Annotated in this window: 11 protein-coding genes; 7 read left to right on the forward strand and 4 right to left on the reverse strand. The window is 75.1% G+C overall.

Annotated features, from left to right (window positions below):
- Positions 1 to 26 precede the first annotated feature (26 nt).
- From egtA to egtD, 4 genes are read left to right on the forward strand one after another with little or no spacing between them, the layout of a single operon-like run.
- On the forward strand, positions 27 to 1,229 hold the full coding sequence (gene egtA / locus ABD352_RS08670; RefSeq protein ID WP_344611718.1) for an ergothioneine biosynthesis glutamate--cysteine ligase EgtA: 1,203 nt from the start codon (positions 27 to 29) through the stop codon (positions 1,227 to 1,229).
- A complete protein-coding gene (gene egtB, locus ABD352_RS08675) occupies positions 1,222 to 2,466 on the forward strand; it encodes an ergothioneine biosynthesis protein EgtB (protein WP_344611719.1) in 1,245 nt (414 codons plus the stop codon). Before egtA ends, egtB begins: the two co-directional genes overlap by 8 nt.
- The gene (gene egtC / locus ABD352_RS08680; RefSeq protein ID WP_344611720.1) at positions 2,466 to 3,215 is read left to right on the forward strand and encodes an ergothioneine biosynthesis protein EgtC; all 750 of its coding nucleotides are present in this window, start codon (positions 2,466 to 2,468) and stop codon (positions 3,213 to 3,215) included. Before egtB ends, egtC begins: the two co-directional genes overlap by 1 nt.
- A 2-nt stretch (positions 3,216 to 3,217) precedes the next feature.
- Positions 3,218 to 4,189 carry an L-histidine N(alpha)-methyltransferase gene (egtD, locus tag ABD352_RS08685; RefSeq protein WP_344611881.1) on the forward strand — a complete coding sequence of 324 codons (972 nt, stop codon included), beginning with the start codon at positions 3,218 to 3,220 and terminating at the stop codon, positions 4,187 to 4,189.
- Positions 4,190 to 4,675: 486 nt separating this feature from the next.
- Here the strand turns inward: egtD and ABD352_RS08690 are convergent, their stop codons facing one another.
- Together ABD352_RS08690 and ABD352_RS08695 are read right to left on the reverse strand one after the other, a co-directional pair.
- Positions 4,676 to 4,996: a PadR family transcriptional regulator gene (locus ABD352_RS08690; RefSeq protein ID WP_425553506.1), complete on the reverse strand. Its 321-nt coding sequence runs from the start codon at positions 4,994 to 4,996 to the stop codon at positions 4,676 to 4,678.
- A gap of 63 nt (positions 4,997 to 5,059) precedes the next feature.
- Positions 5,060 to 5,749, reverse strand: coding sequence for a hypothetical protein (locus ABD352_RS08695; RefSeq protein WP_344611722.1), 690 nt, complete (start codon positions 5,747 to 5,749; stop codon positions 5,060 to 5,062).
- Positions 5,750 to 5,928: 179 nt separating this feature from the next.
- On the opposite strand from ABD352_RS08695, the gene ABD352_RS08700 reads away from it, so the two are divergent.
- Entirely contained in the window at positions 5,929 to 8,229 is a 2,301-nt protein-coding gene (locus ABD352_RS08700) for a serine/threonine-protein kinase (protein WP_344611723.1), read from the forward strand.
- Between the two features lie 80 nt (positions 8,230 to 8,309).
- On the opposite strand, the gene ABD352_RS08705 is transcribed toward ABD352_RS08700, so the two are convergent.
- Complete coding sequence (locus ABD352_RS08705; RefSeq protein ID WP_344611724.1) at positions 8,310 to 10,406, reverse strand: FUSC family protein; 2,097 nt, start codon at positions 10,404 to 10,406, stop codon at positions 8,310 to 8,312.
- A gap of 50 nt (positions 10,407 to 10,456) precedes the next feature.
- Between ABD352_RS08705 and ABD352_RS08710 the strand changes: the two genes are divergently transcribed.
- A complete protein-coding gene (locus ABD352_RS08710) occupies positions 10,457 to 10,882 on the forward strand; it encodes a protein-tyrosine phosphatase family protein (RefSeq protein ID WP_344611725.1) in 426 nt (141 codons plus the stop codon).
- On the opposite strand, the gene ABD352_RS08715 is transcribed toward ABD352_RS08710, so the two are convergent.
- Positions 10,866 to 13,040, reverse strand: coding sequence for a glycoside hydrolase family 3 C-terminal domain-containing protein (locus tag ABD352_RS08715; protein ID WP_344611726.1), 2,175 nt, complete (start codon positions 13,038 to 13,040; stop codon positions 10,866 to 10,868). The genes ABD352_RS08710 and ABD352_RS08715 overlap by 17 nt on opposite strands.
- Positions 13,041 to 13,130: 90 nt before the next feature.
- Between ABD352_RS08715 and ABD352_RS08720 the strand changes: the two genes are divergently transcribed.
- Positions 13,131 to 13,688, forward strand: a complete 558-nt coding sequence (locus ABD352_RS08720) for a TetR/AcrR family transcriptional regulator (RefSeq protein WP_344611727.1) — start codon at positions 13,131 to 13,133, stop codon at positions 13,686 to 13,688.
- The last annotated feature ends 9 nt before the right edge of the window (positions 13,689 to 13,697 follow it).

Below are 13,697 nucleotides of genomic sequence, written 5' to 3' on the forward strand. Positions count from 1 at the left end.
CGGTTCGCGCGGTAGCGTCGATTCGCATGGCGACCCTGCAGCCAGTCCGCAAGGCCGCCGACCGCAACGCGGTGATCACCGAGATCGAGCAGGCCGAGGGCTACATCGCATCGATCTGCTTCAAGACCGGTCCACCAGCGTCGGTTGGCGTGGAACTCGAGTTCACCGTCCACGACCATCGTGATCCATCGGCAATCCTGAGTCGCGACCGGCTCTGCCAGGCGCTCGGCGAGCACGCACCGACGACCTTGCGGGCCGACAGCCCGGCGCTCCCGCTGCGCAACGGTGGCAGCGTCACCCTCGAACCCGGCGGCCAGGTGGAGATCTCCAGCCGGCCGCACGCCTCACTGGCCGAGCTCCACGCGGCCGTCGGCGCCGACATCGAGCAGCTCACCGCCCTGCTCGCGACCGCCGGCCTGGTCCTCGGCGACACCGGGGTCGACCCGCACCGGGCGCCCCGGCGACTGCTCTCCACCCCCCGGTACGACGCGATGGAGGCGGCCTTCGACCGTCGCGGCATGTCCGGAAAAATCATGATGTGCTCGACGGCGGGCCTGCAGGTCTGCCTCGACGCCGGCCCGGGCCCCGAGCTCGCCGCCCGCTGGGCCGCCGTCCACGCGCTCGGACCCCCGCTGCTGGCGCTGTTCGCCAACTCGGGGCGCTTCGCCGGGCGCGACACCGGCTGGGCCTCCGCCCGCCAGCAGGCGTGGCGGGGCATCGACCCGTCCCGCACCCGGCCGGTGCCCACCGACGCGGACCCGGCCCAGGCCTGGGCCCGCTACGTGCTCGACGCGGCGCTGCTGTGCGTGCGCCGGCCCTCCGGGGAATGGGACGCCCCGCAGGGGGTGACGTTCACCGCCTGGATCCGCGGCGCACTGGGCTCGAGGCCGACCTTCGCCGACCTCGACTACCACATCAGCACCCTCTTCCCACCGGTCCGCCCGCGCGGGTACCTGGAGATCCGCTATCTCGACACCCAGCCCGGGCGCGGCTGGTTCGCCCCCGCCGCGCTGCTGACCGCCCTGCTCGCCGACGCGCCGACCGTCGCGCGCGTCCTCGAGCTGTGCGCGCCGGCCGCCGGCCGGTGGGTGGAGGCGGCTCGCGACGGCCTGGCCGACCCCGTCCTGGCCGGCGTCGCCCCCGCGCTGCGCGAGCTGGCGCTGGGGCGGCTGGACCTGCCGCCGGAGCTGCTCGACGACGTCATCGAAGGGAGCACGCGCAATGAGTGACCTGAGGGAGCGAGTCGCCAGGGAGCTGGAGCGGACCCGGCGGCGCTCCGCGGTGCTGACCGAAGCGGTGGACGACGACGATCTCGTCAAGCAGCACTCGCCGCTGATGTCGCCGCTGGTCTGGGACCTGGCGCACATCGGCAACCAGGAGGAGCTGTGGCTGGTGCGCGACGTCGGCGGCCGGGAACCGGTGCGGTCCGACATCGACCACCTCTACGACGCCTTCAGGCACGCCCGCAGTGACCGGCCGGCGCTGCCGCTGCTCGGGCCGAAGGAGGCCCGCGCGTACGTCGCGACCGTGCGCGACAAGGCGCTGGACGTGCTGCTCGGCGTACACCTCGAAGGAAGAAGGCTCACCGAGCGGGCCTTCGCCTTCGGCATGATCGTGCAGCACGAGCAGCAGCACGACGAGACCATGCTGGCCACGCACCAGCTGCGGGCCGGCGCGCCGGTGCTCTCCGCGCCCCCGCCGCCCGCGTCCACTGTGGACGTCCGCGGCGAGGTGCTGGTGCCGGGCGGGCCGTTCACGATGGGCACCTCGACCGAGGCCTGGGCGCTGGACAACGAGCGGCCGGCGCACGTGGTCGACGTGCCGGCGTTCTTCATCGACGCCGCGCCGGTGACCAACGCGCAGTACGCCGAGTACGTCGCGGCCGGCGGCACCCCGCCGCTGCACTGGGTGCCCGACCCCGGCGGCTGGCTGGCCACCGAGTTCGGCCGCACCGCGCCGATCGTGCCCGGCGCGCCGGTCGTGCACGTGTCGTTCCAGGAGGCGAAGGCCTACGCCGCGTGGGCCGGCCGCCGGCTGCCGAGCGAGGCGGAGTGGGAGAAGGCCGCCCGCTGGGACCCGGCCACCGGCCGCTCCCGCCGCTACCCGTGGGGCGACGAGGACCCCGGCCCGGAGCACGCCAACCTCGGGCAGCGCCACCTCGCCCCGGCCCCGGTCGGCGCCTACCCCGCGGGCGCCTCCCCGCTCGGCGTGCACCAGCTCATCGGCGACGTGTGGGAGTGGGTGGACAGCGACTTCGCCGGCTACCCGGGCTTCACCGCGTTCCCGTACCGCGAGTACTCCGAGGTCTTCTTCGGCCCCGACTACAAGGTGCTGCGCGGCGGCTCGTTCGGCACCGACGCGGCCGCCTGCCGGGGCACCTTCCGCAACTGGGACTACCCGATCCGGCGGCAGATCTTCAGCGGCTTCCGGACCGCCCGCGACGCGAGCCCCGCGGAGCTCGCCTGATGTGCCGGCACGTGGCGTACCTCGGCCCGCCGATCGCCCTGTCGGACCTCCTCTACGCGCCGCCGCACTCGCTGAACCGGCAGTCCTGGGCACCCCGGGAGATGCGCGGCGGCGGCACCATCAACGCCGACGGCTTCGGCGTCGGCTGGTTCTCGGGGGACGCTCTGCTGCGGTATCGCCGAAGTTGTCCACTGTGGACCGACGCCGGGCTGCCGGCGCTGGCCGCGGCGACCCGCTCGGGGGCGATCCTGGCCGCGGTCCGCTCGGCGACGGAGGGCATGGCGGTCACCGAGACGGCGGTCGCCCCCTTCACCGACGACCGGTGGCTCTTCAGCCACAACGGCAGGGTGGCCGGCTGGCCCGACAGCGTCGTGGAGGCGGCCGGCACCCTGCCGGTGCGCGACCTGCTGACGCTGGACGCGCCGACCGACAGCGCCCTGCTCTGGGCCCTGACCAGGGCTCGCCTGCGCGCGGGCGAGGAGCCGGGCGCGGCCCTGTCCGGCGTCGTCGCCGAGGTCGCGAAGGCGGCCCCCGGCTCGCGCCTCAACCTGCTGCTCACCGACGGCGAGACCATCGCCGCCACGGCGAGCGGCCACTCCCTCTATTCCCTGTCCCGCGACGCGTCCGTGCTCGTCGCCTCGGAGCCGCTCTTCGACCATCCGGACTGGACCCCCGTCCCCGACCACTCCCTGCTCGTCGCCACCCCGTCGGCGGCGACGATCACCGCGTTGGAAGGTGCTGCACCGTGACTGTGCCGGAGCTCGATCTCGACGTCCACCTGACCGCCGAGGACCTCGCCGCGGCCCTGCGCGCCGACGCCCGCCGGGGCCTCACCGCCACGCCGAAGTGGCTTCCCCCGAAGTACTTCTACGACGCCCGCGGCAGCGCGCTGTTCGAGGAGATCACCCGCCTGCGGGAGTACTACCCGACCCGGGCCGAGCGCGAGATCCTCGCCGAGCGGGCCGGCGCCATCGCCCGCCGCACCGGCGCCAAGGTGCTGGTGGAACTCGGCTCCGGCTCGTCGGAGAAGACCCGCCTGCTGCTGGACGCCCTGCGCGAGCACGGCACGCTGGGCTCCTTCGTCCCGCTGGACGTCTCCGGCGCCGCCCTGCGCGACGCCCTGGCCGCCCTGCGGACCGACTACCCCGACCTGCACCTGCACGGCATCGTCGCCGACTTCGTCAACCACCTGGAGGTGCTGCCGGAGTCCGGCACCCGCCTGGTCGCCTTCCTGGGCGGCACCATCGGCAACCTCGTCCCGGCCGAGCGCGCCGCGTTCCTGGCCGGCGTGCGCGCCCGCCTCTCCCCCGGCGAGTGGCTCCTCATCGGCGCCGACCTGGTGAAGAACCCGGCCGTGCTGGTACCCGCCTACGACGACGCCGCCGGCGTGACCGCCGAGTTCAACCGCAACGTGCTGCACGTGCTCAACCGCGAGCTGCACGCCGACTTCAACCCGTCCCTGTTCGCCCACGTGGCCCTGTGGGACCCGGCCAACGAGTGGATCGAGATGCGCCTGCGGGCGACGCGGCCGATGACGGTACACGTCGCCGATCTCGGCCTGGACGTCTCCTTCGCCGGCGGCGAGGAGCTGCGCACCGAGGTCTCGGCCAAGTTCCGCCCCGGCCGGCTGGCCAACGAGCTGGCGGCGGCGGGCTTCGCCGTGCGGGACCGCTGGACCGACACCCTGGGCCGCTTCAGCCTGACGCTGGCTGCCGCCGTGTAGGGATTTTTGCGATAAGTCGGGCGCTGGCGCGCCACGACTTATCGGATTTTTCGCCTGTCGCCGTATACATGCTAAAGGTCCGATTCTTGGCCCGCGTCAGGGAGGCGATGGCAGGTTTCAGCATCGCGTCAGGGCGTTCGGCGAAGGTGTACAGCGACGGACGCGCTCAACCCCGCGGCCGCCCGGCCCGTCTCGCCGGGCGCCCGCTCGGCGCGGTTGCCGCGCACGACAGCGAGCGGACGAGAGGATGATCACGATGCGCAACCCATGGGCCGGCCCGACCTGCGGCTGAACCCGGTTCGACTCCGGTCGGCCGGTGCCCGGCTCAGCGGGCGCCGGCCGATCGGAGCCGAAGACGAACCGTGGCCTCGGCAGCGTTGCGGCGCTGGCGGTCCGCGTCGGCGGCGTTGCGGCGCCGACGGTCCGTGCCGTCGGCAGCTCAGCCGGCACCGACGACGGACCGTAACCTCGGCGGCGTTGCGGCGCTCAGCGGGCGCCGGCCGATCGGAACTGGAGACGGACCGTGGCCTCGGCGGCGTTGCGGCGCTGGCGGTCCGCGTCGGCGGCGAGCGCGTGGGCGCCGTCGTCGGTGAGGCGGTAGTACCGGCGGTGGCGGCCGTCCACGATCTCGGTGCCCTCGGGGGCCACCAGACCCTCGGCCGTCAGGCGCTCCAGCGCGGCGTACAGGGTGCCCGCGGGGAGCACGACCCGGCCGCCGGAGAGCTCGGCGACCTCCTGGATCACGGCGTACCCGTGCAGCACCCCCGCCGCCAGGGCGGTCAGGATCAGGAAGGTCGGCTCCCGCATGGCGCTCATGCCGATCAACCTAGATGCATCCTGGGCCGGTGGGGCCCTTCAAAAAGCCCGCGCTCAGGCCGACGGCTCCGCGGCCCGGTGGCGCGGCGGGACCGGGGTGACCGCGGCGAGCGGGTCGGCCTGCGTCGCGGTCCGCTGCGCCGCGATCTCACGGCGCGAGGCAGGGCCCGTGGCGGGATACGCAGGGTAGGCGGCGTGGACCGTGGCGTAGCCGGGGGCGGCGGGGTACGCGGCCGGCACCGGGCTCCCGTGGGCGTGCGGCGGGTGCGGCTGATACGACGCCGGGCGACCATAGGCGTACGGCGGGTGCGGCTGATACGACGCCGGGCGAGCATAGGCGTGCGGCGGGTGCGGCTGATACGACGCCGGGCGACCATAGGCGTGCGGCGGGTGCGGCTGATACGACGCCGGGCCGCCGAACTGGCGCGCGGCCGGGTGCGGGCGGGGCGGCGGCAGCTGGGCCGAGGCGGACCGGCGGGCCAGGGCGGTGCGCACCACGCCGACGGCGCCGATGACCAGCAGGCCGAGCGCAGGCAGCAGGCCCGCGGCGCCGACCGTGACGTGGTTGGCGCCGCGCAGCAGGTCCCAGACCGAGAACGCCGACATCACGACGCCGACCAGCAGGCTCGCCACCCGGTACAGCGGGCCGTTGCCCGGCAGGAAGGCCGCGCCCAGGACGAGCAGGCCGACGATGAGGTAGGCGACGCGGAAGGGCTCCCCCGCGGTACCGGTGAGATCGAGCACGGATATTCCCCCGTATGGCAACCAACGTGCAACCACGGTATGCGTCGGACTTGTCGCGCCTTGTCAGCAGAACGGGCGGTCCGGGCGCGTGGGCGGGGGACACGTCGGAAAGTTGTCGCACGACTCACCACGGCGAGGGGTGTGCGTGGTGACCGAATGCATCGGGTACACAATGTTGCATGACCGCCGCGCCCCCCGTCGTCGCCGATCGCTATCGCATCCTCGAGTCGCTCGGCGTGGGCGGCATGGGGCGGGTGTGGCGCGCCCGGGACGAGACGCTGCACCGTGACGTCGCCGTCAAGCAGATCGTCCTGCCGCCGGAACTGCTCGACAGTGCACGCGACGTGGCGATGGAGCGCACGCTGCGTGAGGCGCGGGCGGCGGCCCGGCTGAGCCACCCGAACGTCGTGCGCGTGTACGACGTGCTGGCCGCCGAGGGCCAGCCGTGGCTCGTCATGGAGTACGTCCCCTCGCGCTCCCTCGATCAGGTGATTCGCACCGACGGCCCGCTGGAGCCCCGGCGCGTCGCCGAGATCGGCCTCGCGGTCCTCGACGCGCTGCGGGCGGCCAACCGTGCGGGGGTCGACCATCGCGACATCAAGCCGGGAAACGTACTGCTGGCCGACGACGGCCGCGTAGTGCTCACCGACTTCGGCATCGCCCGCGTCGAGGGCGAGGGCCACGTCACGCGCACCGGCCTGGTGCTCGGCTCCCCGGAGTTCATCGCCCCGGAACGCGCCCGCGAGGGCATCACCGGCCCGGCGGGTGACCTGTGGTCGCTGGGCGCGACGCTGTACGCCGCGGTGGAGGGGCGCTCCCCGTTCGGCCGGGGCTCGGCCATGGAGACGCTCACCGCCCTCGCCTCCGAGGACCCCGACCCGCCCCAGCGCGCGGGCGCCCTGACCCCGGCGCTGCGGGCGCTGCTGCGCAAGGACCCGAAGGCCCGGGCCGACTTCGCGCAGACCGAGGAGCTGCTGCGGCGGGTCCTGCTGGCCCGCGACACGCCGAAGCGCAAGCGCTCGTGGCTGGGCGGCTGGGGCCGTGGCGGCCAGGTCACCCCGGTCCTGCCGGTCCAGCGCGGCCCGGCCACCCCGCCGGCTCCCGCCGCACCCGCCACACCGGCCGCACGTTCCACCTTGTACGGCAGCCCCGCGACCGCCGCCGCCGCGGCCGGGTCAGCCGCGGCTGCAGAGTCAGCCGCCGCCGAGCCGGCCACCGCCGTCGTCCCGGCGAGGCGCGAGCCGCGCCCGGCCACCGCCGTGATCCCCCCGTCCCCGTCGCCAGAGCCCGGACCGGCCCAGGACATCAAGCCGTCACACGACGCCGAGGTTGAGCCGTCGCCGGAGGTCGCCGCGGAGGCGGACGCGGCGACGGAGGCCTCGACGAACGCGGAGGCGGCAGCGGAGGCCACGCCGGATCCGGACACGGCAGCCGAGGCTTCCACGGAGGCGGAACCGGAGGCGGAGGCAGAACCGGCGGCGGAGGCGGAGCCGGAAGCAGAAGCAGAACCGGAAGCGGAGGCAGAACCGGAGGCGGACGCTGCGGCCGAGGTCGAAGCTGAGCCTGAAGCCGAGACCGAACCCGAGCCGGAGTCGGCCGTCGAAGCACTTCCCCCGGCCACCCCCGAACCGAAGGCCGCCCCAGCCCCGCAGCAGGTGACGCCCTGGCCCGTCCCCCAGCGGACGGCCCCCACGACCCGTCCGGTACCCGCCGCGCCCGAGCCGGCGGTGATCGAGTCGCCCCCACGACCGGCCGGCGCGCGCAGGCAGCAGCGGCTGATCCTCGGCGGCGTGGGCGCGCTGCTCGTCATCGCGCTGCTCGTCTGGCTTGCCGTGCACGGCGACGGCGGCTCGGACAACACCGCCGCCAACGGCACGCCGACCCCCGCCGGCACGACGGGCGCCGCCGCGGCCCCCGCCCCGACGTCGCAGAGCCCGGCCCCCCAGTCCTCGTCCGCGGCCCCCTCCAGCCCGGCCGCCGCCACCACCCAGGCCGCCCCGCCCTCCGTGCCCGCCGACGCCGGCACCGCGAACGGCACCCTCCCGGCCCTGCCCCCGGGCTGGATCGACTACCGCGACCCGACGGGCTTCCAGGTGTACGTCCCCGCGAGCTGGAGGCAGTCCAAGGACGGCTCGATCGTCTACTTCCGCGGCGACGGCCAGGTCCTGGGCATCGACCAGTCCAACCATCCCCAGCCGGACCCGGTGGCCGACTGGACCCAGCAGGAGAAGAACCGCGCGGGCACCGACTTCCGCAACTACACGAGGGTCAACCTCGGCCCGGTGGACTACTTCATCAAGGCCGCCGACTGGGAGTTCACCTTCGACGGCAGCGGCGGCCGCCAGCACGTGAACAACCGCGGCCTGATCGCCACCCCGACCATGGCCTACGGCATCTGGTGGCAGACGTCCGACGCCGACTGGACGGCCGACCGCCCCAACCTGGACCTCGTCTTCGCCAGCTTCCGCCCGAAGCGATGACGTCTGACGCGATGACGTCTGAAGCGACGACGCTGAAACGACGACGCTGAAGCAACGACGCCGGGAGCGACGAGCCGAGGCTAGGCGGCGGCGACAGCGCGGGCCGGCGCCACCAGGTCGGGCTGCAGCCGGCGGGCCGCGTCGAGGTGGCCGCCGGTCCACATCAGCCGGGCGCTCGGTGCCGGCTCCAGAGGCAGCGCAGGCAGCGGATCGGGCACCTGCCCGCCGCCTCGAAGAGCCGAGGCCATGGAGTCGTACCACCCGGAGACCACGCCCCCGGCGGCCGTATAGGAGCGGCCATCCGCGCAGGCCCCACGCTCGACGCCCGCGCGCGACCACAGGTCGAGCACCGCGTCGGCCGCCAGGCGCAGCCCGAGCACGCCGCCGACCAGGCGCGACACGTCGGTCATCGGCACCGGCTTGGCCCCGCGCTCGCCCAGGTAGGTGCGGAACGCGTCGTCGAGGCGCCGCGCGGCCGCGGCCGCCCGGGTCGCCGCCTCGCCGGGCGGGGACGCCGCCGCGACGCCGTAGTCGACGGCCGCGCGCAGGTAGGCGGCGCTGTCGGCGTACGCCTCGGCCAGCGCCGTGTTGAGGGCCCGCCCGGCGCCGCGGGGCCACAGCAGCAGGCCCACGGCCAGGCTCACCCCGCAGCCGAGGGCGACGTCCTCGAGCCGGACGATGCCGACCCGCCACCCGGTCGGCTCGAGGAGGTTGAACAGCACGAACAGCACGATGGTGAAGGCGGCCTGGCCGGCGGCGAAGGAGACGACCGCGGGAGCGAGGCCGGCGAGCAGGACCGCGGCGGGCAGGATCGCCCACGACAGCACGCGGTCCGGGCCGATGAGCGACACGAGCGCGCCGCCGGCGACGATGCCGATCAGGGTGCCCAGGACGGCCCGCAGCACGGTCTGGCCGGTGTTGAGGGCGTTGGAGCGCAGCACCGCGAGCGCGCCGAGGACCACCCAGAAGGCGTGGTCGACCCCGGTCAGCCGGGCGACGAGCACGGCCAGGGCCAGGCCGACGGCGGCGCGGACGCTGTTGTGCAGCCAGACCGAGTGCCACTCCAGGTGCGCGGCGGCCCGCTCCCGGGCGGCGGCCAGCGGGCCGCCGATGCCGCTGGGCTGCCAGCCGAGCAGCTGCTGCGGCAGCGTACGGCGGTCGGCCGCCACGGCGATCTCGACGTTCGCGCCGATCGCGCCGACCGCGAAGCCGATCTCCTGGGCCCGGAAGCCCGGCTGGAGGTCGTCGGCCGGCCCGTCCTCCACCACGTGGGTCGCCGCCCGCAGGTCGGCCAGCGCGCGGTGCAGCCGCTCGGGGTCGCCCTCGGGCGGGTCCAGCAGTTCAGCGCTGTCGCGCAGGACGGCGGCCGCGGCGAAGCGGACCCGGCAGGGGCGCTCCCCGCCGGGGGCGGCGCGGGCGGCGAGGACCCGCTTCAGCCAGATCAGCTCGTCGACCAGGCGGACCAGGGCGCGGGCGCCGGTGCTCAGGCCGGTCGGGCGGTACGGGCTGCCGTAGAAGTCGTGCTTCAGCGCGGCGATCACCTCGTCGGCGCGCCCGGCGGCGGCCCGGATGTCGGCCGGGGTCCCGCCGGGCAGGCCGAGCGTCGCGGCCACCTCGGCGCGGATGTGGTCAGCGAGCGCGTGGCAGGCCTCGACGATGCGGGCGCGCAGCGGGTGGCGGACCGGGGTGGGCCACAGCACCAGGATCGCCACCACGGCGAGGGCGGTGGCCAGCAGCCAGCCGCCCAACCGGGCCGGGATCGCCGAGGGCGGGCCGGGCAGGGACGAGGAGAGGATGAACGGCAGCAGGAGGGCGGTCGTGGCCCCGGCCAGCACCGAGCTGACCACGCCGGAGAAGAACACGGCGAAGGCGAGCACGGCGGTGGTCAGGGCGGCCAGCCAGGTGATCGGGGCGACCAGGGTGCCGAGCGCGATGAACGCCGCCCCGGCCGCGCCCAGGCCGATCTGGGCCCGGACCCGGTCGGCCGGCGGGCCGGTGAAGTCGGCGAAGAGCAGCTGGGCGAACGATCCGAAGGCGGCGTAGGTGGCCACGACCGGGTCGCCGATCACCCAGGCGGCCACGGCGAAGGCGATGGGCATGACGACGGCCGTGCGGGCCGCGCGGCGCAGCACGGCCAGGTCGGCGTCGCGGCGCCGGAGCCATTCGATGGGACCCACCGCAGCATCCGATCACGGCCGGCCGCCGCGCGCACCGCTATCGTGAGCCGATGTGGAACGCCGAGGACGAGGGCGTCCTGACCCTGCCGTCGGGCCGGCTGATCCGCGGCCGCGGGCTGCGCCGCTCATCCGCGACGGGTGATCCGCAGTTCGGGCTGTACCTGCTGGGCTCGGCGCCGCCCGATCCGGGGTGGCCGTACACCTGGCTGCGCTGGCCGGACTTCCGGCTGCCGGCCGACAAGGAGGCCGCCGCGGCCGCGTTCGCCGACGCGCTGCGGCGGGCCGGGGACGAGCGGGTCGAGGTGGCCTGCGGCGGGGGCCGTGGCCGCACGGGCACGGCCCTGGCCTGCATCGCGATCCTCGACGGCGTGCCGGCGGGCGAGGCGGTCGCCTTCGTGCGCCGCCACTACCACCCGCACGCCGTCGAGACGCCCTGGCAGAAGCGCTACGTGGCGCGCTTCAGTTCGCGGCCTTGAGGGTCGCGGCGAGCAGCTCGGGGCTGAAGGCGTCGCCGGCGAAGGCGACCACCCGCTCCAGCGGCATGCTCGCCATGAGGCCGAACATCGCCGGGTCGGAGGCGGTCGCGGCCATCGCGCCGCCGCCGGCCGCGGCCATCGCGGCGAAGGCCTCGGTGAGCGCCTGCGCGCCGCGCGGGTCGGCGAACCACTCCGCGATCGTCGACTCGGTGGTCAGCGGGCGCCGCTCGTCGTCGCCGGCCACCGCGGCCGTCGCCTCCAGCCGAAGGTCGCGCGAGGAGGCGCCGACCGCGACGGTGTACTCGCCGGCCTCCACCACCCAGCGGCCGAGTTCGATGTCCCAGTACGCCAGGTCGGCCGCCTCGACGCGCAGCAGCACCTCGGCCGACTCCCCCGCGGCGAGCGGCACGGTGGCGAAGGCCTTGAGCTCGCGCGGCGCGCGGCGCACCCGCGAGCCGGCCAGCGACGTGTAGACCTGCACGACCTCGCGGCCGTCGCGCGGGCCGGTGTTGGCCACGGTGAGGCGCACCTCCAGGCCGCCGTCCACCGGGGACACCGACAGGCCGGAGTACTCGAACGTGGTGTACGACAGCCCGAACCCGAACGGGTAGGCCACCTCCTGCTCACGGGCGTCGAAGCCGCGGTACCCCACGTGGATGCCCTCGCCGTAGCGCACGTGCCCCTGCTCGCCCGGGAAGTCCAGGTACGACGGGTGGTCGGCCAGCCGCAGCGGGATGGTCTCGGTGAGCCGGCCGGACGGGTTCACCACGCCGAAGAGCACGTCGGCGACCGCCCCGCCGCCGGCCTGGCCGAGCAGCCAGCCCTCGACCAGCGCGGGCACGGCCGCGTCCCACGGCGACGTGCGCACCACGGCGCCGTTGGACAGCACGACCACGGTGCGCGGGTTGGCCGCCGCGACCCGCTCGATCAGCGCGAGGTGCGCGGCCGGCAGCTCCAGGCTGGTGCGGTCCGAGCCCTCGGTCTCCTCCTCGGAGCCGGCGAAGACGACCGCCACCGAGCACTCGGCGGCCAGCGCGGCGGCCGCGCCGGGGTCGTCGTAGCCCTCCGCGAAGCGCACCTCGCCGCGGGCCAGGGCGGCGATCTCGTCGAGCGCGTTGTCCAGCTTCGTCGGGTTGATGAGCGAGGAGCCGCCGCCCTGGTACCGCGGGGTGCGCGCCTGCTCGCCGATGACCGCGATGCTCGCCTCGTCGGCGGCGAGGGGCAGCAGCCCGCCGTCGTTCTTGAGCAGCACGATCGCCCGCCCGGCGACCTCGCGGGCGAGGGCGTGATGGGCCGCGGCGTCGAACGTGGCGCCCGGCGTCGCAGCGGCGACTGCCCGGCGTACCAGGGCGGCCACCCGGTCCGAAGCGGTCTCCAGCGCCGCCGCGGGCAGCGACCCACCGCGCACGGCGCCGGCCAGCGCCCGGTCGCCGGGCTCGTCCGGGCCGGGCATGGTCAGGTCGAGGCCGGCCCGCACCGCCTCCACCCGGTCGACCACGGCGCCCCAGTCGGAGACGAGCACGCCCTCGTAGCCCCACTCGCCGCGCAGCACGTCGGTGAGCAGCCACCGGTGCTGGCTCGCGTAGACGCCGTTGATCCGGTTGTAGGAGCACATGACCGTCCAGGGCCGGGCCCGCTGGATCACCCGCTGGAAGGCGCGCAGGTACATCTCCCGCAGCGTGCGCTCGTCCACGTCGGCGCTGACCCGCATGCGGTCGGTCTCCTGGTTGTTGATCGCGAAGTGCTTGAGCGAGGCGCCGACGCCGCGGCTCTGCAGGCCCTCGACCCACTCGGCGCCCATGACGCCGGTGAGGATGGGGTCCTCGCTGAAGTACTCGAAGTTGCGCCCGCCCAGCGGCGTGCGCTTGAGGTTGATCCCCGGCCCGAGCAGCACGGCGACGTCCTTGGCGAGGCACTCGTCGCCCAGCGCCGCGCCGACCCGGCGGACCAGCTCGGGGTCCCACGTGGAGCCCATGGCCACGGCCGGCGGGAAGCACGTCGACGGCTCGCTGGCCAGCAGCCCGAGCCCCTCGCCGACGACCTGCTTGCGCACGCCGTGCGGCCCGTCGGTGACCATCACCGCCGGCACGTCGCCCACCGCCCGGGTGTGCCAGAAGTCGGCGCCGCTGGTCAGCGCGGCCTGCTCCTCGATCTCCATCGCGACGCCCCTTACTGAGCACTTAGTAAGTAGTAACCAACGCGTAACGTAGACCCGTACGGTTGCGCCCGACAAGGGGAGGCGGGACGGATGGCACGACGGAATCGCGCGCGACTGCCCGCCGAGGAGCGCCGCCGCCAGATCATCGAGGCGGCCACCGCCCTGGTCGCCGAGCGCGGCTTCTGGGGCCTGTCCATGCAGGACGTCGCCGACGACTGCGGCCTGACGGTGCCGGGCCTGCTGCACCACGTCGGCTCGAAGGACGGCCTGCTGGTCGCCGTGCTGGAGCACCGGGACGCGGAGGACCAGCGGGCGCTGGGCGACCCGCCGCCGGAGGGGCTGCGGGAGCTGTGCGCGGCCCTGGTGCGCCGCAACGCCACCCAGCCGGAGATCGTGCGCCTGTTCGCGGTGCTGGCGGCGGAGTCGCTCGCCCCGGACCACCCGGCGCACGCCTACTTCACGGCGCGGCAGCAGGCCGTGCTCGACGCGCTGACGACGCTGGCCGAGGGGGTGAGCCCGCGGCCGGAGACGCTCGCCCGCCAGATCGTGGCCACCATGGACGGGCTGCAGCTGCAATGGCTGCGCGACCCTGCCGGCACCGACCTGGTGGCGATGTGGACCGCGGCCGAAAAAGTGCTCTTCGGCTGACCCATCGGC

The organism is Dactylosporangium salmoneum (assembly GCF_039532525.1).
Classification (GTDB): domain Bacteria; phylum Actinomycetota; class Actinomycetes; order Mycobacteriales; family Micromonosporaceae; genus Dactylosporangium; species Dactylosporangium salmoneum.

Coding starts and splice junctions, on each gene's coding strand:
- egtA (WP_344611718.1), top strand. CDS start 27: ATGGCGACCCTGCAGCCAGTCCGCAAGGCCGCCGACCGCAACGCGGTG.
- egtB (WP_344611719.1), top strand. CDS start 1,222: ATGAGTGACCTGAGGGAGCGAGTCGCCAGGGAGCTGGAGCGGACCCGG.
- egtC (WP_344611720.1), top strand. CDS start 2,466: ATGTGCCGGCACGTGGCGTACCTCGGCCCGCCGATCGCCCTGTCGGAC.
- ABD352_RS08690 (WP_425553506.1), bottom strand. CDS start 4,996: ATGCGGGAGCCGACCTTCCTGATCCTGACCGCCCTGGCGGCGGGGGTG.
- ABD352_RS08700 (WP_344611723.1), top strand. CDS start 5,929: ATGACCGCCGCGCCCCCCGTCGTCGCCGATCGCTATCGCATCCTCGAG.
- ABD352_RS08710 (WP_344611725.1), top strand. CDS start 10,457: ATGTGGAACGCCGAGGACGAGGGCGTCCTGACCCTGCCGTCGGGCCGG.
- ABD352_RS08715 (WP_344611726.1), bottom strand. CDS start 13,040: ATGGAGATCGAGGAGCAGGCCGCGCTGACCAGCGGCGCCGACTTCTGG.
- ABD352_RS08720 (WP_344611727.1), top strand. CDS start 13,131: ATGGCACGACGGAATCGCGCGCGACTGCCCGCCGAGGAGCGCCGCCGC.